We start from the raw sequence: 20,660 nt of genomic DNA on the forward strand, positions 1-20,660 counted from the left end.
CTACCGCCGCGCGGGCAGGGAGAGCGCCCGCAGATAGCGCCGCGTGATGATCTCCTGGGCGATCCGGGAGAGGGGTGCGCCGAGCCGGGCGTACCAGGTGGCGGGCTTCGAGACGACGTCGAGATGGAAGCGCACAGTGCCGGTCGCGGTGCGAGTCACGGTGAACTGCTCGATCCCGGATTCCGGGTGCCCGGGCAGCGTGCCGTAGGCGAAGCCGGCGCGATCCGGCTCGTCGATCACCCACAGCACACGGCAGGGCACGGTGATGCGAAGCGGCCCGATCCCCACGCGCAGGTGCACCTCGGCCCCCGGCGCGGCAGGGGTGTGCGAGGCCGCGACCTGGAGCCCTGACCGACGATGCACCAACCAGCTGCGCACGGCAGAGCTCGCCCGCTCGAAGTCCATGTCGGTCACCGCAGCGCTGCGGTGCATCAGGCGGTATCCCTCCGGCGGGTTCTCCAGGGCATCGAGCGGAGCCGTGATCGCCCGTTCCGGGTCCACGAGGGTGGCATAGCTCGTCAGCGTCCCGGAGCGTCCGGGCCGGAGTCGATTGATCCGCGTTTCCAGAGGAACCGGCAGAACAGCGAGCATGATGTCCAGCAGCCGCGTCGGCCAGGGCTCCCGCAGCATCTCCTCCGTCCAGGAGGAGTCCATCGGATCGATCGGTGGGCACAGCTCCCGCGGCGTCCAGCCGTCGGCCCACGGACCGGCTGTGACCTGGATCGGTTCCTCGAGGTCGTCCCGGCCGCTGCCGCTCGAGGCGCCGAAGGAGGTGCGCTCGCTGTGGGAATCGGACGTCACGACGGCCTCGAAGGAGCCGTCGACGATCGAGAGGATGGTCCGATCGAGCTCCTCGAGCAGCTCGCGGGAGCCGGCATCGCAGGCGTCGCACAGGCAGTCGGTGTCCTGGGCGACCACGGCGGGCTCCCCGACGCCGACGACGAGGTCCGGGACCTCCGCGTCGCCTGCGCCGAGGTCGGTGCTGCCGGCGGCGTCGTCCGGGGCGGTGCGGGCGAGCACGAGCGGCTGCGCTCCTGGCCGACGAGGGCGCAGCACGGTGGTTCGATAGCGGTCCGCGAACGGTTCCAGGACCCAGCCGACCTGTGCGCCGTCCATGGTCTCGACCGGGTCGGCCCACCCACGCGCGATGAGCACCTGGGTCCAGGCTTCGGCGCGGGCCCACAGGATCCGGTACTTGCCGGGGTCCAGGCAGCGGCTGTACTCCCCGTCGTGGCTGTCGCGACGCTCACCATCGGTCCCGAGATGCGGGTCCTCCCATCCGGGGGTGTCGGCGCCGGTCACCGCGAAGGCTGCCTCGACGTCGTCGAGCAGCGTGATGACCTGCTCGCTCAGGGGCTCGTCGGCGTATGTCGGATCGCCCTCGGCGGTGAGCACAGGATCGCCCTCGGCAGCGGGCATAGGGTCACGCTCGGCAGCGGGCATGGCGCCGCCCTCGCCAGCAAGTGTGGGGCCAACCTTAGCCGCACGCATGGGGCCGCCCCCGGCAGCAGGCATGGGTTCACGCTCGGAAGCCCGCATGGGACCGCTCTCGGCGCCTTCCCGGAGGGCTTCGTTCAGCTCATGCCACCAGAGCGGCGCGGACGGGGAGGTCATCCTGCGAACGTACAGCGAAGCACGCACAGGGCTCCACATCTTTGCAGTGGCCGAGCTGCGGCTCGTTCCGCCCGGGCGCGTTTCCCTGCACCCGCTCGCCCCGACCGCGCACTTCCCTGCGCCAGCCGGCCCGGCCCGGCCCGCGCGTTTCCCTGCGCCAGCTCGCCTCAACGCGCACCCGATCGCCTCTACCCCGGGGAAGTAGGCGGAATAGCACCGTCTCAACGCCTATTTCCCCGGGGTGCTCAGGCCGGTCGCGCCAGCCGCTCCACGCGCAGCCAGGTCGGCCGCGCCAGCCGCTCCACGCGCAGCCAGGCCGGTCGCGCCAGCCGCTCCACGCGCAGCCAGGCCGGCCGCGCCACGCACGGGCCGACCAGCTGCTCCGTGCACGGCCCGACCAGCCGCTCCGCGCGCAGCCAGGCCAGCCTCTCCGCGCATGGCCCCGCTGGCCAGCTGCTCCGCGCACAGCCGGGCCAGCCGTGCCGCGCGCAGCCCGGCGCGCAGGTCAGCTCCTGTCACGGCGTCGCCGGACTCCCCCGGCGAGCGCCCGCAGCACACCCTCGGTGGTCTCCCATGCCATGCACTTGTCGGTCACCGACTGGCCGCGCACGAGCCCGTCGGGGCCCGAGTCCACGTCGAGGGTCTGCGCGCCGGCGACGAGGTTGCTCTCGAGCATGACCCCGGCGACCGCTGCGCCGTCCACCGCGATCTGGTCGGCGAGCATCGTGGCGACCTCGGCCTGGCGCACGTGGTCCTTGCCGGAGTTGCCGTGGCTGGCGTCGATCACGAGCCGCGCCGGCAGACCCTGCGCGGCGAGGCGGTCGGCGGCGGTGCGCACCGGCGCCGGGCCCCAGTTCGGGCCGTCGGTCCCGCCTCGGAGGATCAGGTTCGCGTCGGCGTTGCCGGTGGTGGAGACCAGGCTCGCCCGCCCGTCGGCCCCGATCCCGAGGAAGGACTGCGGTGCCGAGGCCGCCGCGACCGCGTCGAGCGCGACCTGGATGGCTCCGTCGGTGCCGTTCTTGAAGCCGATCGGCATCGACAGTCCCGAGGCGAGCTGGCGGTGGATCTGGGATTCGGTGGTGCGGGCCCCGATCGCACCCCAGCTGATGAGATCCGCGATGTACTGCGGGCTGATCGGTTCGAGGAACTCGGTGGCGCAGGGCAGGCCGAGCGCGGTCACCTCGCGCAGGAAAGCACGGGCCGTGCGCAGGCCGCCCTCGATGTCGTGGCTGCCGTTGAGGTGCGGGTCGTTGATCAGACCCTTCCAGCCGATGGTGGTGCGCGGCTTCTCGAAGTAGGTGCGCATCACCAGCAGCAGGTCATCGCCCATCTCCGCCTGGACGCCGGCGAGCAGGCGGGCGTAGTCGAGCCCGGCCTCGGGGTCGTGGATGGAGCAGGGGCCGACGACCACCAGCAGGCGGTCGTCCTCGCCGGAGAGCACCGCTCGGACGGCGTCGCGGTGGCCTGCGATCTGGTCGGCGTGCTCCGGTCGCAGGGGCAGCTCGGCGAGCAGCTCGTGCGGGGTGGGCAGCGGCGTGAGGCTCGAGATGTGCCGGTCGGACGTGCTGACCGGGGCCGACGAGGTGGGATCCTGCGAGGCGCTGGCCTGCGCGGTGGATGCGGTGTCGAGAATCGTCATGGGTCCTGTCCTTGGGGAGGGGCGGACCCGATGCTCAGAGCCCGCCGGGAATGGCGAAGGGCAGAGCGGATGCTCTGCCCTGGCGGCTCTGAAGGGGTGGGGACGCTATGGCATCGCCGGCCCCTCCAGGGCCGACTTCGCATAGGTAAACCACCGATTCATCATGCGGGGACTGTACCCCGGATGCGCGTCCTGTCGAATCGACAGGTCATCGGGTGGTCCCGCAGCACATCGCGCACGGTGCTCGGCGCCTCGTGGCCCGACCTCTCGGTCCGGCTCGGAAACACGGCAGGACAGCCTCCGATCCTGGGCAGACCAGGAGAAACGGCCTATGGTGGAGGAAGGGTCCATCGCCGGACCGGCGGGGACCGTCGTTCATTGGAGGGTAGTCCCATGCCGAGCACCATCGCTCAGAAGCTCATCGCCTCTCACCTCGTCGATGGCGATCTCGCCCCCGGGTCCGAGATCGGCCTGAAGGTCGACCAGACCCTCACCCAGGACGCCACCGGCACCATGGTGATGCTGGAGCTCGAAGCGATGGGGCTGGACCGGATCCGCACCGAGCTGTCGGTCCAGTACGTCGACCACAACCTGTTGCAGACCGACGAGAAGAACCCCGACGACCACCTCTTCCTGCAGTCCGCGGCCGAACGGTACGGGCTGTGGTTCTCCAAGGCCGGCAACGGCGTCTCCCACCCGGTGCACCAGGCTCACTTCGGCCGCCCCGGCGCGACGCTGATCGGCTCGGACTCCCACACCTGCGCGGCCGGAGCCCTCGGCATGCTCGCGATCGGCGTGGGCGGCCTGGAGATCGCGATGGCGATGGCCGGCCAGCCGCTGTACGTGACAATGCCGGAGATCTGGGGCGTGGAGCTGACCGGCGAGCTGCCGGACTGGGTCTCCGCGAAGGACGTGGTGCTGGAGATGCTGCGCCGCCACGGCGTCAGCGGCGGCGTGGGCCGCATCATCGAGTACCACGGCGAGGGCCTGAAGCAGCTCACCGCGATGGACCGCCACGTCATCGCGAACATGGGCGCGGAGCTGGGCGCCACCGCGACGGTGTTCCCGGCCGACGACGCCGTGCGCGACTACCTCACCGCCGTCGGCCGCGCCGACGAGTTCGAGCGCTGGGAGGCCGACGAGGGTGCCCAGTACGACCTCACCGAGCACATCGACCTCTCCTCCCTCGAGCCGCTGATCGCGAAGCCCTCCTCCCCCGGCAACGTGGTGACCGTCGCCGAGGCCGCGGGCGAGGAGGTCTTCCAGGTGGTCGTGGGCTCTTCGGCCAACCCCGGGCTGCGGGACTTCGCGGCGGTCGCCGAGATCCTCGATGGCCAGCAGAGCCATTCCGAGGTGTCGGTGGACATCAACCCCACCTCCCGCGAGGTGCTCGCCGACCTCATCACCGGCGGCTGGCTCACCTCGCTGGTGAGCGCCGGCGCCCGGATCCACCAGTCCGGCTGCATGGGCTGCATCGGCATGGGGCAGGCGCCGGCGAGCGGCCGCAACTCCCTGCGCACCATGCCGCGGAACTTCCCCGGCCGCTCGGGCACGGAGGAGGACGCCGTGTGGCTGTGCTCCCCCGAGACCGCAGCCGCAGCGGCGCTGACCGGGAAGATCACCGATCCGCGCACCCTCACGGAGACGCACGGCATCGCCGCTCCGCACCCGCGCATGCCCGATCGCTACGCGCACATCCCGGACATGCTCCTCGCTCCCCTGCCTGCCGAGGAGGCGGCGAAGGTCGAGCTGGTGAAGGGACCGAACATCTCCTCCCTGCCGGACTTCGCCCCGCTCGAGGACCACCTCGAGGTCCCGGCGATCCTGGTGATGGGCGACGACGTCTCCACCGACGAGATCCTGCAGGCCGGCTCCCGGGTGCTGCCCTTCCGCAGCAACATCCCGAAGATCTCCGACTTCGCCTTCACCCGCATCGATCCCGAATATCCCGCGCGGGCCAAGGCCACCGAAGGCGGGCACGTCGTGATCGCGGGGAAGAACTACGGGCAGGGCTCCTCGCGCGAGCACGCGGTGATCGCCCCGCGGTACCTGGGCCTGAAGGCCGTGATCGCGGTGAGCTTCGCGCGGATCCACTGGCAGAACCTCGCCAACTTCGGGATCCTCGCCCTCGAGTTCGACGATCCGGCGGATCTCGAGCAGATCACGCGCGACGACGTGGTGGTGCTCGACGGCGTGCATGAGGCGCTGCAGAGCGGCACGCAGCTGACCGCGACGATCGGCGGCCGCGAGGTGGGGGTCCACCACCGGCTCTCGGATCGCCAGGTGGAGATGATCCTGGCCGGCGGGCGCATCCCGCTCGCCGCCCGCGAAGTGACGAGCTGAGCGGGGCCGAGCGTCAGCGTCGGGTCGCCCCGGCGGCCTTCGCCGCCGGGGCGACCCGCAGGCGCCACAGCGTGGTGATCTCCTGGCGGCGGGCCGCGTGCAGCACGTCCTTGGGGTCATCGGCCCGGGAATGCCGGGCCGGGGTCGAGTCGGTGTCGACGACCTCCAGCCCGGACCGACGGAACATCTCCCTCAGCTGCTCGCGGCTGCGCAGGCCCAGGTGCTCGGCGAGGTCGGAGAGCACCAGCCAGCCCTCGCCGCCCGGCCGCAGGTGCTCGCCGAGCCCCTCGAGGAAGCGGCTGAGCATGCTCGAGCGCTCGTCGTAGATCGCCAGCTCGAGAGCGGACGTCGGCTCGCCCGGCAGCCAGGGCGGATTGCAGACGATCAGATCCGCCCGGCCCGGCGGGAAGAGGTCCGTCTCCAGCACCGAGACGCTGTCCTCCAGGCCCAGGCGCTGCATGTTCTCCTTCGCGCACTCCACCGCGCGGGAGTTGATGTCCGTGGCGACCACGCGGGCCGCACCGCGCTTGGCGAGGATCGCGGCCAGAACGCCGGTGCCCGTGCCGAGATCCACGGCGTCCGCTCCCCCCGGCACCTCGGGCATCGGGGCCCGGGCCACCAGGTCGACGTACTCGGACCGCGAGGGCGAGAACACGCTGTGGCGCGGGTGGACGCGCGCGCCGAGCGCCGGGACGGGCACTCCCTGCTGGTGCCATTGGTAGGCGCTGAGCACACCCTGCAGCTCGGTGAGCGAGACCAGGGTGCGCTCCTCCAGCTCCCCGTACGCCTCCCGGCAGGCGTCGGAGACGTCCGGAGCGCGCCGCAGGGAGAGCCGTGCGCCGGGTTCGAGGAGCACGACGATCCCGCCGAGCACTTCGGCCCGTTCGGCGCGCTCGGCGCGATGCGCGCGGAACAGCGCAGCGATGTCGAGGTTCTTGGAGATCACCCGGTGATCGATGCGGCGCGAGACCGCCTTCAGCAGCTGCCGGGCACCGTGGAAATCGCCTCGCCACAACAGTCCGCTGCCGCCGCGCAGGCGGCGCAGGGCGGCGTTCGCGGTGAGGAAGTCGTTCACGATCTCGACGCGCGCGGGCGGCGGGGCGCCGTTCTCGGAGCGCCAGCGCGCCGACTGCTCGACACCGTTCTCGGACCAGCTGACCATGGACATACGGATCCTCCCAGGACGCCGAGCAAGATCTCCCGTCCGGCCGTCCATCATCTCAGAGTTCCCGCGCCGCCGTGCCGGTTGCGCATCCCGGCAGGCCCGAGCGGGTGACTGCCCCGCTTCTGCGGCCGGAACGACCGAAAGGTCTGTCGCGGGCGCCTCGTGGTTCCTATACTCGGCGTCACGCACGGAATTCGGCATCACGCACGGAATCCGTGGTCACCTCAACACCGGGAGGTATTCGATGAACACTGATGACAAGTTCGAGAACGCGAAGGACAAGGTCGGCGGCCAGGCCAAGGAAGGCCTCGGCAAGGTCACCGGTGACAAGGAGACCCAGGCCGAGGGCCAGGCCCAGCAGGGCAAGGCCGACGCCAAGGACAAGCTCCAGGACGCCCGCGACACCGTGAAGGGTGCGATCGACGGCGTCTTCGGCAACAAGGACAAGTGACCTGCGAGAACGCATGATCTGCGCCGACCGGACCTCCGGCGCGCTCTGATCCGAGGGCGGCTCCACCTGGTGGGGCCGCCCTCGTCGTCCCCGGAAGGTCGGACCCGCCCCTCGACAGGAAGTGCGCGATGACGCCACGAGAGCAGGACCAGCACAGCCATTCCCTGCACAGCCGACCTCAGCGAGTCCGGGTCCAACAGTTCGGTGTCTCCCTCGACGGCATCGGCGCCGGCGAGGACCAGACGCTCGAGCGCCCCTTCGGCAGGGGACGCTTCGGAGACATCGACCCCGGCGAGCTGTTCCGCTGGGCGGGCGCGACCGCGAGCTGGACGCTGCGCACCGAGCCGGGCGGGTCACGCGGCCTGGAGGACTACCTCCTGCGCGACTACAGCCACGGGATCGGTGCCGAGATCATGGGCCGCAACAAGTTCGGCCCGGTGCGCGGCCCGTGGCCCGATGAGGACTGGACGGGCTGGTGGGGCGATGAGCCCCCGTTCCGCTGCCCCGTCTTCGTGCTCACCCACCATCGGCGACCCTCGTTCACGCTCGCCGACACCACGTTCCACTTCCTCGACGCCACCCCGCAAGAGGCGCTGCAGCAGGCGCTCACGGCGGCCGACGGGAAGGACGTGCGCATCGGAGGCGGGGTCTCCACGGTCCGCCAGTTCTTGGACGCCGACCTCATCGACGAGATGCACGTGGCGATCGCTCCGCTCGAGTTCGGCAGCGGCCTGAAGCTGTGGGACGCCCCGGAGGACCTCACCGACCGCTTCCACCTGGAGAAGATCCCTGCCCCCAGCGGCGCCACGCACTGCTTCTTCTGGCGGCGGTGAGCACCCGGAGCCACCTCGCGACGAAGTGAGCGACGAAGTGAGCGACGGGGTGAGCGACGAGGTGAGCGACGGGGAGCGGCGACGGGTGGGCGCGGGGATAGAGGCTGGCACGGAGGCAGTGACGCCTGCCGCGTGATGCTCAGCCGTCCGCGGCGAGCGCGAGCTCGGCCGAGCGGACGTCGGTGATGATCACGTGCGCGAGGCCGGCACGGAGGGTGGCGAGCACTCCGCGCTGCTTCCCCTCTCCCCCGCCGATCGCGACCCGCAACGGCACCGCGCGCAACTCCGCCTCGGGGATGCCGATGAACCGACCCTCGAGCCCGGGGACGCTGCGCCCGTAGATGTCCAGCAGGGTGGTGCCGAACTCGGCCACCACGCCGCGCTCCTCGAAGGCCTCCCGTTCCCCGTTCTCGGCGAGGACCTGCGCGAGCAGCGAGGAATCGGGCCAGCCGCCGATGGTGAGGAAGGCTTTGCGGACGTGGCGGAACCGCGCCGTCGTCTCCTTGATCGCCGGGTGGCGGAGGATCGGCGTCGCCTCCGGGTCGATGAGGATCGGCACGTACAGGGGCGCCGTCGCTGCGCCTGTCGCGCGGCCGATGTTGGAGATGACCTCGACGCCCTCCTCCAGGCGCGGCCAGCCGATGCCCGTCAGCTGGACCACGTCGGCGCTCGGGAGGGCCTCGATCTCCCGGGAGGCGAGCACGAGCGTGCGGCCCGGCGCGAAGCCGAGCACGTCGTCCTCCTGCACGGTCTCGCGGATCAAGCGGGCGGTGACCGAGGCGATCACCTCGCGCACCTCGGCGTCGTCCGTGGACCGGGTGGCCACCACCAGCGCGGACTGCAGGCCGAAGCGCTGGGCGAGCTGCGCCGAGAGATCCACGTCGATCGGCACGGACACCGTCGGGCGCACCTCGATCAGCCCCAGGTCACGGGCGCGTCGCACCATGCGTGCGGTGACGAAGCGCGACTTGCCGATCTCCTCGGCGATGTCGTTGACGGGGCGCCCGTGGGCGAGGTTCTGCATGGCGACGTAGACGTGCAGGATCTGCTGGTCCAGGGGCATCTGCGCGCTCATACGGGCATGGTAGTTCCGCGTCCGGGCAGGCGACGGGGGCGGGAGATCATCCACGGGGCACTCTCGGCGCCGACCGTCAGGCAGCGCCCTCCTGCACCTGACGCAGCCAGTCCTGAGCCAGCTCGGGGTCGTCGGCCGTGACGCCGTCGGCCCCGAAGCGCACCGCATCGCGCATGTTCTCCAGCGAGCGCATCGGCCACAGGTGCAGCTCGAGCCCGCGCTCCTTAATCTCGCGGACGTGCTCGTCGGTGAGGCCGCCGAAGCCGAGGCACAGGCGGCTCGCGCCGGTGTGCTCGACCAGGCCCTGCCAGCCGCCGTCGAACTGCTCGGCCTTGGTCATGTCGTGGCGGATCACGCCGCATGGGACCCCGGGGATCAGCTCGGCGGCCTCGCGCAGCGCGCCCTCCTTGAAGCTCGTGAGCATCGTGCGCTGCGCCTGCTCGGGGTGGCTCTCGAAGTAGCGCGCGAGGTAGGGCACGGTCTCCGGGGCTTTGATCTCGAGCTGGATGAAGGTGCTGGTGGCGTCGTACATCTCAGCGAGGGTCACCACTCCGTGACCGGAGTCGAGCACGACCTCGCGCAGCTGCGCGAGGGTCAGCTCCCCAACCGGCCCGCGGTCGCGGGCGGAGTCGTCCCCGGCGGTGCGATCCAGCGTCCCGTCGTGCAGCAGGAACAGGTGCTCGTCGGCGCTGAGGCGCACATCCAGCTCGATCTCGTCGACCCCGATCCGCTCGGCCAGCGCGTAGCCCTCCAGGCTGTTCTCCGGCGCATGCGCCATCGCTCCGCGGTGCCCCACGATCAGCGGCTTCCTCATCGTCTCGCTCACTGCGCGTCACTCTCCCACTCGTTGTTCGTACTTCTCCCGGACCCGGTCGATCGCGGGTTCCAGCTCCTTCTCCATCCGTGTCAGCACCTTCTCGGCGTCCTCGCCGGCCGAGTAGACGGACTGGATGGCGTTCTGTGCCTCGACGATCGTCTCGGGGACGTAGCGTCGGGCGATGTCGGGGCCCTGGGCGATCTCCAGCTGGTCGATGCCCACCTGGTAGCGGGGATCCTCCTTCGAGCGCGCCGCGATCTCGTCGGACTCGATCGCGTCCTTGGTGCACGGCACGTAGCCGCTGCCCAGCGTCCAGTCCACGGAGGCCTGCCCGGTGCTGAGGAACTTGATGACCTCCCAGGCGGCCTGCTTCCTCTCGACCGACGCATACTTCATGATCGACAGCCCGCCGCCACCGGTGGGCACGCCCGCGGCGACCTCCTGCGGGAGGAACCCGCAGCCGAAGTCGAAGGTCGCGGCCTCCTTGATCCCGGAGAGCGTGCCGGTGGACTGCAGCAGGGTGGCGCAGGCTCCGGAGGAGAAGTCGCCGGTGCCGTCGGCCGCGAGATAGCCGGAGCCGTCCTCGTGGATGAACTTCCGGTCGTACTCGAGGGCGGCGATCGAGGCGTCGGTGGTCAGCGTCATGTCCAGGCCGTCGGAGTAGGCGCCGCCGAAGGCCCAGATCGACCCCTGGAAGTACCAGTCGTCGCCGCCGAGGTAGGCGCGCATGGCGACCGTGTTGCCCTGGAACTCGAAGCCGGTGACCTCACGGCCCCATTCGGCCCACTCGGTGTAGGTCTCGGGAGCACGGTCCGGCAGGCCCACCGCATCGAAGATCTCGCGGTTGTAGTAGAACAGCGGCGTCGAGCGGCCGAAGGGCACCCACCAGATGTCGTCCTTGACGGTGCCCTCGGCGAGGAACCGCTCGTGGAACTCGTCGGTGTCGAACGAGGAGTCGAAGTATCCCTTGAGCGGTTCGAGCACCTCGGCGAGGTAGAAGCGGTTCCACACCACGTCGCTGAACACGACGATGTCCGGCACCTGACGTGCCTGCAGGCTCGCGGAGAGCTTGGACTCCACGCCCTCGTAGCTGTCGAAGATCTGCACTTCGACGTAGATGTCGTCCTGGGCGGCGTGGAAGGCGTCGATGTTGGCCTGGATCACCTCGGCGTTGTGCGCGGTGTAGGCGCTCCAGATCACCACCCGCTGGCGGTCCGCGAACTCGTCGGGGACCTCGCCGCCGGGCTGTTCGAGCACGAGCCCCTCGGTGTCGCCCAGGCCGAAGCAGCCGGTGAGCATCGGGGCCCCGGCGGCCAGGAGTCCGGCGCCGAGCAGCTGCCGGCGCGAGGGGCCGCCGAGGCTCGCCGGGGTGCGGAGGCGGGTGGAGCGCCCGCGGGAACGGGTGGAAGGCATGGCTCTCCTCGAAGGACGGATCACGGTGCTCAACGGCCGTTTCCGGCGGCGGCGCCGGTGAGCCCGGAGACGATGTAGCGCTGAGCGCACAGGAAGACCAGCAGCATCGGCAGCACGACGATGAGGGTGCCGGACATCAGCACGCCCCAGTTCGTGAGGCCGTCGTTGGACTTGAGGTACATCAGGCCGATGGGCAGGGTGCGCATGTTCACCGAGTTGGTGATGATCAGCGGCCACACGAAGTTGTTCCACTCATCGATCACGGCCACCAGGGCGACGGTGGCGACCGCCGGGATCGACATCGGCAGCGTGAAGGAGAGCAGGCGGCGCAGGTGGCCGCAGCCGTCGACCTCCGCCGCCTCGAACACCTCCGCGGGCAGCGACATGAAGTGCTGTCGCAGCAGGAACGTGCCGAAGGCCGAGGCAACACCGGGCAGGATCAGGCCCGCATAGGTGTTGATCAGGCCGAGGTTGCCCATGGTGATGTAGTTGACCAGCAGCGTCACGTGGCCGGGGACCATCAGCGCGCCGAGCATGATCACGAACAGCCATTTCTTGCCCGGGAAGGGCAGGAACGCGAAGGCGTAGGCCGCGAAGATCGCCAGCAGCACCTTCAGCGTCGCACCCACCACGGTGACGATCAGCGAGTTCTTGATGAAGGCGCCGAAGGGGGCGATCCGCCAGGCCTCGCGCATGTTGTCGACGGTGAGCTCGCTGGGCAGCCACTTCATGGGCCAGGAGTAGATGTCGCCGTTGGTCTTGAACGAGGTCGACAGCAGCATGTACAGCGGGATCAGGAAGACCAGCCCCACGGCGAGCAGCAGCAGGTAGCCCCACCAGGTGCGCTTGAGGGTGCTGGGCCGACGCCGGGTGCCGCGGCGGGTGACCCCGCCGCCCGGGCCCCCGTCGGCCGGGGGCTCCCCGGAGGATCCTCCGGGGGTCGAGGAGCGGGTGATCAGCGGGCTCGCCATCAGTAATGCACCTTCTTCTCGACGAACCGGAACTGCAGGACGGTGATGAGCATGAGCAGCACGAACATCACGGTGCCGGCCGCGGCGGAGAGGCCGACGTTCGAGCGCACGAACGCCTGCTCGTAGATGAACCAGCTCAGCGTGGTGGTCGCGGAGGCGGGGCCGCCGTTGGTCATCACCGCGATGAGGTCGAACGCCTGGAACGCCCCGATGGTCTGGGTGATCACCAGGAAGAACGTGGTGGGCGAGAGCAGCGGCAGGATGACCCGGGTGAAGGTCTGGAAGGAGCTGGCGCCGTCGAGCTTGGCCGCCTCGAGCACGTCCGTGGGCAGGCCCTGGATGCCGGCGAGGTAGACGATCGACACGAAGCCGACGCCCTTCCAGATCGACACGATCAGCAGGGCGGGCAGCGCCCAGTTCGCGTCGGTGGTCCAGCTCGGGGACTCGGCGCCCAGGAGGTTGAACGCCACGCGGGCCAGGCCGTAGTTGGGGTCGAAGATGAACAGCCAGACCACGGCGATCGCGGCCCCGGAGACCACGTGCGGGGTGAACACGATGCCGGTGACCACTGAGGTGCCGGGCAGCTTCTTGGAGAACAGCGCGGCCAGCAGCACGCCGAGCAGCAGGCTGATGCCCACCACCACCACGACCCACACCAGGGACACCCACAGCACCTTGTGGAACGACGGCGAGGCCAGCATCGAGGTGTAGTTCGTCAGCCCCACGAACAGCGGCTCCGGTGAGATGAAGTCCCAGTTGGTGAGGCTCAGGTAGAGGTTCGCGACGATCGGCCAGTAGGCGAAGACCGCGATCAGCGCGAGGTTCGGGAAGGCGAACAGGGCGAACAGGGCGTAGCCGCGGCGGCGCCGGGAGCGGTGGGCGGGGCGGTCCGACGCCCTCGCAGTCGGCGCCGCCGGCGCTGCGGGACGGGACGCCTCGGCACGGAGGTCGATGCTCATGGCTGCACTCCTGCGAGGACTGCGGGGGTTGCCGGGGTTGCCGAAGCTGCGGGGGCTGCCGGGACGGGGACATCGCCCCTCCCGAGTGCGCCGGTCCTGAGGGCCCCGCCCTCAAGACTCTGGATCGCGAGACTCTGGATCGCGAGGGTCCGGAGTTCGAGGATCCCGTTCTCCGGCATCACCAGGGAACAGTTCGAGGTCATGGATCGTCCTTCCGGAGCGGCAACACTCCTGCCGACTGCGGCCCGTCGTACCGTGTGGGCCCGGTCACGTCGAGAACCAGCGTAACGGCGTCGCTCCGACGTGCCAGCCCAACGCTCTTATGTGCACCGAGGACTTCGTGAGGAGTTCACTCGGAGTTCTCCGGGGCTCCGGGTGTCCGGGTGTCCGGGTTTCCGGGGCTTGGGGCCTTCCGGTCTCCGGATCTCCAGACGGGGGCATTGCAGCGGTCCGAGCGGTCGAACTCCTTGGGAAGTCCTCCCGAAGTCCCTACGGTGGGAGGAAGAAGGTGCCGTACCCCGGGCCGGGCAGACGAGTCGCCGGTCGAGACCCGGAGCGGCGTCCCGTGCCGGCCGCCGAGCGAGGGGAGGACGACCATGCGCGACGAACACCGACAGCACGCACCTGCTTTCCCCTCCCATTGCGAAGTGCACGGATGCCACGAGCGCCCCCAGGAATGGTTCGAGACCGGGGGCCTCACCTTCGACGTCTGCCTCACGCATGGACTGCAGCTGCGCGCCGGAGAGGCGTTCACCGCGACCTCGGAGGAGGTCTTCCTGGGTTCGGAGGCGGCCTCGGATCTGCTGAGCACTCGCGCTCTGCCCACGGCGACCGGGACGGTCCTGACTCTCGTGCTGGGGCATCACGGCGTGGCGGATCAGGAGGTGCCGATCAGCATCACTCCGCAGACCCGGAAGACCCTGCTGCGGATCCTGCGTCCGGACCATGCCGGTGCGTCGGCCGACGGCGAGGGCGGCGGCGCCGAGGCCGACGGGGAGGAGCACCGCTCCGGGTCGAGCCGGCGCTCGGAGTCCCACGACCGTCGGCGTCGCTGAGCACCCGACGCCGACGCGCCGGCCGGGCCGACGGGCGGGGTGACCGGGCCAGCCGGTGAGCCGCGCCCCTGGCAGTACCGGCATGGGGCATGGTGGAAGCGTTCACGCACCCCACGAGAGGAATCGCCATGACAGGCGCACTGGTCACCGGAGCATCCCGCGGGATCGGGCGGGCCACGGCGATCGCGCTCAGCGAGCGCGGTGAGCGCGTCGCCGTGCACTACGGCGCGGACTCCGCCGGCGGGCAGGAGACCCTGGACCTGCTGCACGGGAGCGGCCACGTGCTCGTGGCGGGCGACCTCTCCGACCCCGAGAGCGCCCGGGCCGTCGTCGAGGAGGCCGCACGGGGCCTCGGACAGATCGACATCCTGGTCAACAACGCCGGGATCGCGCCCGGCCCGAGCACCGATCACGGGGTGGAGTCGACCGACTACGACGCTTGGCAGCAGCGCTTCGCCCGGATGATCGACGTGGACCTCACGGCGCCGGCGAACCTCACCTACCTGGTGGCACGCTCCCTCATCGCCCGCAGCGCTCCCGGGGTGGTCGTCAACGTCGGCTCGCGCGGCGCGTTCCGCGGCGAACCGGACGCCCCCGCCTACGGGGCGGCGAAGGCCGGGCTGCACGCCTTCGGCCAGTCGATGGCGGTCGCTCTGGCCCCGCACGGCATCGCCGTGGCATCGGTGGCGCCGGGCTTCATCGGCACGGAGCGCCAGCGGGACAAGCTCGAGGGAGCAGGCGGGGACGCTCTGCGGGCGCAGAGTCCGTTCGGTCGCGTGGGGACGGCCGACGAGGTCGCCTCGGCGATCCTCTACCTCACGTCCCCCGGCGCGCAGTGGGCCTCGGGCGCGGTGCTGGACCTCAACGGGGCCTCCCACCTGCGCACCTGACTGCCGCTTCCCCACGAAGGACCCGCGGACCGCGTGCGGACCGGCGGGTCATCGCGTCGGCGAAGGCAGTCGTCGTTCCGGCGATATCAGTCGTCGTCGCCCTGCAGGCAGGTCACGGTGCCGTCGACCACGGCGCCCCCGATGCTCGCCTCGTCGAAGCTCACGGTGCCGTCCTCGGCCGTGATGTCTGCCGTCGAGCTGCTCTTCTCGGGCTCGCCCCGATTGTTCATCTTGACCATGGCGAACTCGCCCGGGGTGACCTTGACCATCGGCAGACCGGACTGACTCTTGATCACGACGTTCCGGATCGAGCCGCCTCCCCCACTGCAGCGCACGATGTCCGGCGTGATCTCCGCGTCCTCACCGTCCAGCGAGATCGTCAGGGTGTCCGTCGCCGTGTCCGGTTCCTCGGCCGTCTCCGAGTCATCGCCCGCATCCGCGTCCGCGCCCGAGTCCTCGCCCTTCGGGTCATCCGCCGACTCGCCGGCGGACTCCTCGGCGTCGGCCCCGTCGGCAGAGTCCGAGTCAGCGCCCCCGTCGGAGGGGGCGGGGTCCTCGGACGATTCGACGGCCGGGTTGGAGTCGGCACCGCCGTCGCTGCCGGGCGCATCGGTCCCGTCCTGCGCCTGTCCGCAGGCGGCGAGCGTGAAGGTCAGTGCGGCGGCTGCGGTGGCGCAGCGGAGGAGGATCGAACGAGTCATGATCGACGTATAGCACGGCCGGCTCCTGCTCAGCATTCCGCTCCCCGGTGCTTCGGCTCTCCGGGTGAGGGACGCCCCAACCGGGGCGGGAGCTGGAGCGGCTCAGCCGGGGTTCGAGCATCTGGTCCCGGCGGCGACGTCGGCCGGGACCTACGGCGCGGATACAGCCGAAAGGCGCGTCGGCTCAGACTCAGATGTCGTCCTCGTAGGCGGGGCCTCCCTCATTTTCCCAGTTCTCGATCCGCTTCACGTTGCGCGCCGAGAACTTGCGGCGCACCCCGTATCCGCCGTCGGCATCCTCGGCGATGAACTGGGCACCGTAGTGCTCCAGCGTCGCCCAGAGCTCGGCGAGCTGGTCGCTGTCGAGATCGATGACGCCCCGTTCGAAGCTCCGCAGCTGGTCGGGCTCCACGCCGGCCCGCTGAGCGATCAGGTCGGGGGAGATCTGCGTGAGGGCGCGAGCGGCCCGGGCGAGATCACCGGTGAGCAGAGGAAGTGAGTGTTCCATGCCACCATTCTCGCCGACCATTCGTGGAAGTCCAGCGGGAAGCGGTCCGGCTCTTCCGTGCCGGCCCTGCTCAGCCGATCGCGCCGACGGTCGCCTGCGCTATCCGCTCGTAGACGGGCAGCACGGCCTCACGCGAGTCACCGAGAATATTGAAGCCGTGCCCGACGTCGGGCAGGTCGATGTGCTCCAGGAGTGCACCGTCGGCCTCCAGTCTCGCGGCATAGCGGACGGCCTCCTCGCGGAGGATGTCCCTCTGCGCCGTGACCACCAGGGCCGGCGCAATGCCGGTGAGCGAGGCGGTGTCGCGCGTGCCCGCAGGCGAGCAGAGGCGATCCGCGCGCTGCGCCTCCTCGGGGCAGTAGACGCGGTCGAAGATCGGCCCCATCCGTGCCAGGAACGCCTCCTTGCCCGCAGTCCTCTTGCGACGGGCAGGCACGGTGAGATCCAGCGCCGGATACATCAGCACCTGCAGGGAGACGCGCGGCCCACCGTTCTCGAGAGCGAGACGGGAGGCGCCGGCGGCGAGCGATCCGCCGGCGGACTGGCCACCGATCGCGATCTTGGCGCCATTCCAAGGGCGGCCGGGCTCCGCCGCCCAGAGCGCCGCGTCGTAGGCCTGCTCGACAGGGCCCGGGAACCGCAGCTGCGGGGCGGGCGTGTAGTCGATGTTCACGACGCTCACCTCGGCGGTGGCCGCGACGAAACGGCACAGCGCATCGTCCTGCTCCGGATGGCGCATCACGAAGCCGCCGCCGTGCAGGTTCAGGTAGACCCCCGCGCCGCTCGGGCCGCCGGGCGGTGAGTACAGCACGGCCGGGATCTCTCCGTGCCGCGTGGGGATCGTGAGGGACTCAGTGCGAGCCGGCAGCTCCTCGAACGCGATCTCGGGAGCGATGCGGGGCGCTCCCGGCGCACGCTGGGCGAGCTTGGCGAGGGCATCGGCGAGACGCCGCGGAACGGCCATGTGGGCTCCTGTTCTGGGTGAGCAAGGCAGGGATCACGAGCTCTCCGAGCGTACTGGTCGAGCATGCGCGTGATGACGGGGGCCAGGGTGAGAGCCGCCGCGCAGGTGCTCGGCCAGAACGGAACCGGTCCGCCGGCGTCGGTGTGTGCGTCCTACTGCAGGCCGGTCCCGCTGCGTGCGCGTTCCAACCGCTCGTCCTTACTGCTGGGAGCCCGAGCCTCCCTGCGCTGACCCGCCGCTTCCGCCGTCCGTGGTCGTGCCGCTCCCCTGCGGTGCGGAGTCGCCGTTCTGCTCGGCCGGGGCCTGGGTCTGCTGCGGGGCGTCGCCCTCGTCCTGTGTGGAGCGGTCGTCCTGCTGCGTGTCCGTGTCGTCGGTGGTGCTGTCCGGTTGCTCGGTCGCAGGAGCGCCGTCCTCCTGCTGCTCTGTGCCGGTGCCGTCCTGCTGATCGCGGTCGGTCGTCGAGGAGTCATCGCGCGGCGCGACCGTGTCGTTGCCGGTGACGGACCGCTGGATCTGCCCCGTGCCCGGGGAGAGCTCTGTGCCGAGCACGCGCTGGATGCCGAAGACGGCGGCGAGACCGACCAGGGCGATCACCGCGGCCAGAACGGCGATCTTCACGATCCTGCGCTGACGCGAGGGGGCGTCGTCGGGCGCGCTCCCTGCCGAGAGATCCCCGAGCCCGAGAGCAGCGGCGTCACGGTCGCGATCCACGGCCCGCGAGCCGGTGCGCGAGGAGTGGACGCTCTGCGAGCGCGCGGGCGCAGCGAGCTTCGGGCCCTTGGCGGCGACCTTCTTCAACGTCAGCCGGCTGCGGTTGACGGAATCGGTGTAGAGGGCGAGCGCGGTCGCCGAGACCACGGACGTGAGTGCGGCTCCGACGACGGTGCCGGCGATCCCGAGCTGGCCGCCGACGACGGTCGCCGTGGCGGCGGCCGCACCGCTGGCCACGAGACCTGTGGGCGAGAGCTTCTTGACCTGCAGCTCCGAGTCCTCGCCCGAGCGCCCGCCGGATGCCGGACGCTCCGGATCCTCGGGCGCAGCAGGAGGACGGGCGGAGTGATGCGCAGAGGAGGCCATGAAGCTCATCCTGGTCGGATGGTTCCGAGTTCCCCCTGACTATCCTCAGAGCTGGCTGGGAGACAGACATATTGCCCGCTGACCTGCGGTGACACCCGAGATGGTGAGTGTCACAGGCAGTGTTGCCGGTCTCTTCGGTCCGGAGTTCGGTCTGGACGGAGATCGGCGCAGGCCATTGCGCCCTTCCAGAGCCGCGCGCATGCTGGCCAGCTGATGACCGGACGTCATCGATGCCTGCCGGGGCCTGGGGATACCGGTGGTGCGCTGGCCGAGCGGGAGAGGACGCGGTGCGCTGGGTCGAATACACGAACTACGCCGGCGATACCGAGATGACCCGACTGCGCGTGGCCGACGGGATCGACGAGCCGCGAGCGGTGCCGATCTGGGGCATCGGCAACGAGGTGTAAGGGCCGTGGGAGATGGGCCATTGCAGCGCCGAGCAGTATGCGCAGAGGCGCAGCAGGCCGGTAATACAGTTGTGCGCGTCTCGTCGACGAGACCGGGCCGGTGAACGGGATGGTCGCTGGCTGATCCGAGCTGGCGTCGCCGCCCGACGGCATCCACGAATACCCTTGCCACATGTCAGGCGACGTGCTTCAGCTCGCAGGGTGGCAGCTCGCCGCCCTGCTGCTGGCCGTCCTCCTGCTGGGAGCTCTCGTCGGCGGCGGAGCAATAGCCCTGGGTGAGCGCCAGCGGTCGAGGTCGCCGGGCGGCCACAAGAAGTCCGGAACGGGCCCTCCTGAGAAGCACTCCGCCCGAGTCCTCTCCCACGAGATCCGCACTCCCCTCACACTGGTGAAGGGTGCTGCCGATCTGCTCGCAGAGGAGACCCCCGGGCCGTTGAACTCCACACAGCGCTACTTCGTCGACACGATCGTGGACAACACCTCTCTGGTGGTGAGCATGGCCGAGGACTTCCTTCTCGAAGCCAGACTGGACGCCGGCAGGCCGACGCTGGACCGCACTGCGGTCGACATCCGCGCACTGGTCCGAGAGACGGTGCTGGAACTGAGGCGGATCAGGAGCACGCCCCTCCATCTGGACAGCAGGGGCGGCCCCCTCGTCCTGGACGTCGACCGCGCGATGATCCGGCAGGTGCTGTGGAATCTGATCAACAACGCAGTCCGCCACGCAGGGCCCGAGGCCGAAGTGACTGTTCGAGTGGACGTGACCACCGAAGGAACCACCATTGCCGTCTCCGACGACGGAGCGGGGATGAGCCCGGATCAACGCGCGGATCTGTTCGCTCCGGAGACCAGCGGCCACCCTCAGGGCACCGGGCTCGGCATGGGAGTGATCCGCCAGATCGTCGACGCGCACGATGGACGCGTCGTCATCGATTCGTTCATACGCCGTGGCACTCGCATCCTGGTGGTGCTGCCTTGGCCCTCGCAGGAGGAGAGCCATGACTGACCCCACGATCTCGCCGAAGGGAGACGCCCCCTTGGTGCTCGTCGTCGACGACGAAGTGCAGATGACAGCGATCATCTCGTTCGCTCTGGAGACTCAAGGGCTTCGCACCCTCACTGCGCCCGACGCTCCTTCGGCACGCACGCTGCTCGAGGCCGAACCGATCGAACTCGTCGTACTCGACGTCATGCTGCCGGGCGAGAGCGGCATCGACCTGTGCAGATCATTGCGGGACACATCTGACGTGCCGGTCATCCTCCTCACGGCGCTCGGCGAGGTGGACGACCGCGTCGCCGGCCTCACTGCGGGTGCGGACGACTACCTCACGAAGCCGTTCAGCCCACGCGAGCTCGCACTGCGGGCGCAGGCGATTCTGCGACGCTCCACCGGTTCGACGATGCTCACCGGCCCTACCGGCCAGGTGCTGCAGTGCGGTGCTCTCCGCGTGGACCGTGAACGAGGCAGCGCGAGCTGGGACGGCGTCGACCTCGACCTGCCGGAGACCGAGCTGCGGCTGCTGGGCCGCCTCGCGCAGGATGCGGGCCGTGCCGTTCCTCTGCGCACGCTTCTCCAGGAGGTCTGGGGCACGAGCCGCGCTGAAGGAGGCCGCGACATGGTGAAATCGATGATCTACCGGCTTCGCCAGCAGATGCGTGCCCAGGGCGCCCCCACAGACCTCATCGAGGCCGTCCGCGGCCAGGGGTACCGGGTTCGGGTCCTCCCCGCGAATCACCCGCGCTGATCTCGTCACCGATCGTCACCGAACGCCACCCCA

Annotated in this window: 19 protein-coding genes; 7 read left to right on the forward strand and 12 right to left on the reverse strand. The window is 70.3% G+C overall.

What is annotated here, in order from left to right; genetic code table 11:
* Positions 1-1,419, reverse strand: a complete 1,419-nt coding sequence (locus CIK71_RS11700) for a DUF1990 domain-containing protein (protein ID WP_176485630.1) — start codon at positions 1,417-1,419, stop codon at positions 1-3.
* A 700-nt stretch (positions 1,420-2,119) separates the two neighbouring features.
* A complete protein-coding gene (locus CIK71_RS11705) occupies positions 2,120-3,253 on the reverse strand; it encodes a 3-deoxy-7-phosphoheptulonate synthase (RefSeq protein ID WP_096165855.1) in 1,134 nt (377 codons plus the stop codon).
* A 393-nt stretch (positions 3,254-3,646) separates the two neighbouring features.
* On the opposite strand from CIK71_RS11705, the gene CIK71_RS11710 reads away from it, so the two are divergent.
* Positions 3,647-5,596 (forward strand): aconitate hydratase, encoded by a 1,950-nt coding sequence (locus CIK71_RS11710; protein ID WP_096165856.1) that lies wholly within the window; start codon positions 3,647-3,649, stop codon positions 5,594-5,596.
* A gap of 13 nt (positions 5,597-5,609) precedes the next feature.
* On the opposite strand, the gene CIK71_RS11715 is transcribed toward CIK71_RS11710, so the two are convergent.
* Positions 5,610-6,764 carry a methyltransferase gene (locus CIK71_RS11715; protein ID WP_096165857.1) on the reverse strand — a complete coding sequence of 385 codons (1,155 nt, stop codon included), beginning with the start codon at positions 6,762-6,764 and terminating at the stop codon, positions 5,610-5,612.
* Positions 6,765-7,005: 241 nt separating this feature from the next.
* Between CIK71_RS11715 and CIK71_RS11720 the strand changes: the two genes are divergently transcribed.
* Both CIK71_RS11720 and CIK71_RS11725 read left to right on the forward strand, forming a co-directional pair.
* A complete protein-coding gene (locus CIK71_RS11720; RefSeq protein ID WP_096165858.1) occupies positions 7,006-7,212 on the forward strand; it encodes a CsbD family protein in 207 nt (68 codons plus the stop codon).
* Positions 7,213-7,340: 128 nt separating this feature from the next.
* Positions 7,341-8,045 carry a dihydrofolate reductase family protein gene (locus CIK71_RS11725; protein WP_096165859.1) on the forward strand — a complete coding sequence of 235 codons (705 nt, stop codon included), beginning with the start codon at positions 7,341-7,343 and terminating at the stop codon, positions 8,043-8,045.
* Between the two features lie 139 nt (positions 8,046-8,184).
* Here CIK71_RS11725 and CIK71_RS11730 read toward each other — a convergent pair whose 3' ends face one another.
* From CIK71_RS11730 to CIK71_RS11750, 5 genes are all read right to left on the reverse strand, one after another.
* On the reverse strand, positions 8,185-9,120 hold the full coding sequence (locus CIK71_RS11730; protein ID WP_176485631.1) for a sugar-binding transcriptional regulator: 936 nt from the start codon (positions 9,118-9,120) through the stop codon (positions 8,185-8,187).
* A 76-nt stretch (positions 9,121-9,196) separates the two neighbouring features.
* Positions 9,197-9,934 carry a glycerophosphodiester phosphodiesterase gene (locus tag CIK71_RS11735; protein WP_141393717.1) on the reverse strand — a complete coding sequence of 246 codons (738 nt, stop codon included), beginning with the start codon at positions 9,932-9,934 and terminating at the stop codon, positions 9,197-9,199.
* Positions 9,935-9,952: 18 nt separating this feature from the next.
* Positions 9,953-11,350, reverse strand: a complete 1,398-nt coding sequence (locus CIK71_RS11740) for an ABC transporter substrate-binding protein (RefSeq protein ID WP_096165862.1) — start codon at positions 11,348-11,350, stop codon at positions 9,953-9,955.
* Positions 11,351-11,379: 29 nt separating this feature from the next.
* Positions 11,380-12,321: a carbohydrate ABC transporter permease gene (locus tag CIK71_RS11745; RefSeq protein ID WP_217990171.1), complete on the reverse strand. Its 942-nt coding sequence runs from the start codon at positions 12,319-12,321 to the stop codon at positions 11,380-11,382.
* Positions 12,321-13,280, reverse strand: a complete 960-nt coding sequence (locus CIK71_RS11750; protein WP_096165863.1) for a carbohydrate ABC transporter permease — start codon at positions 13,278-13,280, stop codon at positions 12,321-12,323. Before CIK71_RS11750 ends, CIK71_RS11745 begins: the two co-directional genes overlap by 1 nt.
* A 596-nt stretch (positions 13,281-13,876) precedes the next feature.
* Here CIK71_RS11750 and CIK71_RS11760 point away from each other — a divergent pair.
* Together CIK71_RS11760 and CIK71_RS11765 are read left to right on the forward strand one after the other, a co-directional pair.
* On the forward strand, positions 13,877-14,335 hold the full coding sequence (locus CIK71_RS11760) for a hypothetical protein (RefSeq protein WP_176485632.1): 459 nt from the start codon (positions 13,877-13,879) through the stop codon (positions 14,333-14,335).
* A gap of 128 nt (positions 14,336-14,463) precedes the next feature.
* On the forward strand, positions 14,464-15,225 hold the full coding sequence (locus CIK71_RS11765) for an SDR family NAD(P)-dependent oxidoreductase (protein WP_096165865.1): 762 nt from the start codon (positions 14,464-14,466) through the stop codon (positions 15,223-15,225).
* 86 nt (positions 15,226-15,311) lie between these two features.
* Here CIK71_RS11765 and CIK71_RS11770 read toward each other — a convergent pair whose 3' ends face one another.
* The 4 genes from CIK71_RS11770 to CIK71_RS11785 form a co-directional block, all read right to left on the reverse strand.
* Positions 15,312-15,926: a hypothetical protein gene (locus CIK71_RS11770; RefSeq protein WP_096165866.1), complete on the reverse strand. Its 615-nt coding sequence runs from the start codon at positions 15,924-15,926 to the stop codon at positions 15,312-15,314.
* Between the two features lie 190 nt (positions 15,927-16,116).
* On the reverse strand, positions 16,117-16,434 hold the full coding sequence (locus CIK71_RS11775) for a hypothetical protein (RefSeq protein WP_096165907.1): 318 nt from the start codon (positions 16,432-16,434) through the stop codon (positions 16,117-16,119).
* A 70-nt stretch (positions 16,435-16,504) separates the two neighbouring features.
* The gene (locus tag CIK71_RS11780; RefSeq protein WP_096165867.1) at positions 16,505-17,398 is read right to left on the reverse strand and encodes an alpha/beta hydrolase; all 894 of its coding nucleotides are present in this window, start codon (positions 17,396-17,398) and stop codon (positions 16,505-16,507) included.
* Between the two features lie 198 nt (positions 17,399-17,596).
* Positions 17,597-18,475 (reverse strand): hypothetical protein, encoded by an 879-nt coding sequence (locus tag CIK71_RS11785; protein ID WP_141393718.1) that lies wholly within the window; start codon positions 18,473-18,475, stop codon positions 17,597-17,599.
* Positions 18,476-19,054: 579 nt separating this feature from the next.
* Here CIK71_RS11785 and CIK71_RS11790 point away from each other — a divergent pair.
* Both CIK71_RS11790 and CIK71_RS11795 read left to right on the forward strand, forming a co-directional pair.
* Entirely contained in the window at positions 19,055-19,888 is an 834-nt protein-coding gene (locus CIK71_RS11790; RefSeq protein ID WP_096165869.1) for a sensor histidine kinase, read from the forward strand.
* Complete coding sequence (locus tag CIK71_RS11795; protein ID WP_096165870.1) at positions 19,881-20,627, forward strand: response regulator transcription factor; 747 nt, start codon at positions 19,881-19,883, stop codon at positions 20,625-20,627. The genes CIK71_RS11790 and CIK71_RS11795 overlap by 8 nt, the downstream gene beginning before the upstream one ends.
* The last annotated feature ends 33 nt before the right edge of the window (positions 20,628-20,660 follow it).

The sequence above is a fragment of the Brachybacterium alimentarium genome, assembly GCF_002332425.1.
Taxonomy (GTDB): Bacteria; Actinomycetota; Actinomycetes; order Actinomycetales; family Dermabacteraceae; genus Brachybacterium; species Brachybacterium alimentarium.

Bases quoted from the DNA above. Each gene is read 5' to 3' on its own strand.
- CIK71_RS11730 (WP_176485631.1), bottom strand. From the start codon at position 9,120: ATGAGCGCGCAGATGCCCCTGGACCAGCAGATCCTGCACGTCTACGTC.
- CIK71_RS11785 (WP_141393718.1), bottom strand. From the start codon at position 18,475: ATGGCCTCCTCTGCGCATCACTCCGCCCGTCCTCCTGCTGCGCCCGAG.
- CIK71_RS11745 (WP_217990171.1), bottom strand. From the start codon at position 12,321: ATGGCGAGCCCGCTGATCACCCGCTCCTCGACCCCCGGAGGATCCTCC.
- CIK71_RS11765 (WP_096165865.1), top strand. From the start codon at position 14,464: ATGACAGGCGCACTGGTCACCGGAGCATCCCGCGGGATCGGGCGGGCC.
- CIK71_RS11715 (WP_096165857.1), bottom strand. From the start codon at position 6,764: ATGTCCATGGTCAGCTGGTCCGAGAACGGTGTCGAGCAGTCGGCGCGC.
- CIK71_RS11750 (WP_096165863.1), bottom strand. From the start codon at position 13,280: ATGAGCATCGACCTCCGTGCCGAGGCGTCCCGTCCCGCAGCGCCGGCG.
- CIK71_RS11725 (WP_096165859.1), top strand. From the start codon at position 7,341: ATGACGCCACGAGAGCAGGACCAGCACAGCCATTCCCTGCACAGCCGA.
- CIK71_RS11700 (WP_176485630.1), bottom strand. From the start codon at position 1,419: ATGCCCGCTGCCGAGGGCGATCCTGTGCTCACCGCCGAGGGCGATCCG.
- CIK71_RS11770 (WP_096165866.1), bottom strand. From the start codon at position 15,926: ATGACTCGTTCGATCCTCCTCCGCTGCGCCACCGCAGCCGCCGCACTG.
- CIK71_RS11705 (WP_096165855.1), bottom strand. From the start codon at position 3,253: ATGACGATTCTCGACACCGCATCCACCGCGCAGGCCAGCGCCTCGCAG.
- CIK71_RS11720 (WP_096165858.1), top strand. From the start codon at position 7,006: ATGAACACTGATGACAAGTTCGAGAACGCGAAGGACAAGGTCGGCGGC.
- CIK71_RS11710 (WP_096165856.1), top strand. From the start codon at position 3,647: ATGCCGAGCACCATCGCTCAGAAGCTCATCGCCTCTCACCTCGTCGAT.
- CIK71_RS11795 (WP_096165870.1), top strand. From the start codon at position 19,881: ATGACTGACCCCACGATCTCGCCGAAGGGAGACGCCCCCTTGGTGCTC.
- CIK71_RS11735 (WP_141393717.1), bottom strand. From the start codon at position 9,934: ATGAGGAAGCCGCTGATCGTGGGGCACCGCGGAGCGATGGCGCATGCG.
- CIK71_RS11775 (WP_096165907.1), bottom strand. From the start codon at position 16,434: ATGGAACACTCACTTCCTCTGCTCACCGGTGATCTCGCCCGGGCCGCT.
- CIK71_RS11790 (WP_096165869.1), top strand. From the start codon at position 19,055: ATGTCAGGCGACGTGCTTCAGCTCGCAGGGTGGCAGCTCGCCGCCCTG.
- CIK71_RS11780 (WP_096165867.1), bottom strand. From the start codon at position 17,398: ATGGCCGTTCCGCGGCGTCTCGCCGATGCCCTCGCCAAGCTCGCCCAG.
- CIK71_RS11760 (WP_176485632.1), top strand. From the start codon at position 13,877: ATGCGCGACGAACACCGACAGCACGCACCTGCTTTCCCCTCCCATTGC.
- CIK71_RS11740 (WP_096165862.1), bottom strand. From the start codon at position 11,350: ATGCCTTCCACCCGTTCCCGCGGGCGCTCCACCCGCCTCCGCACCCCG.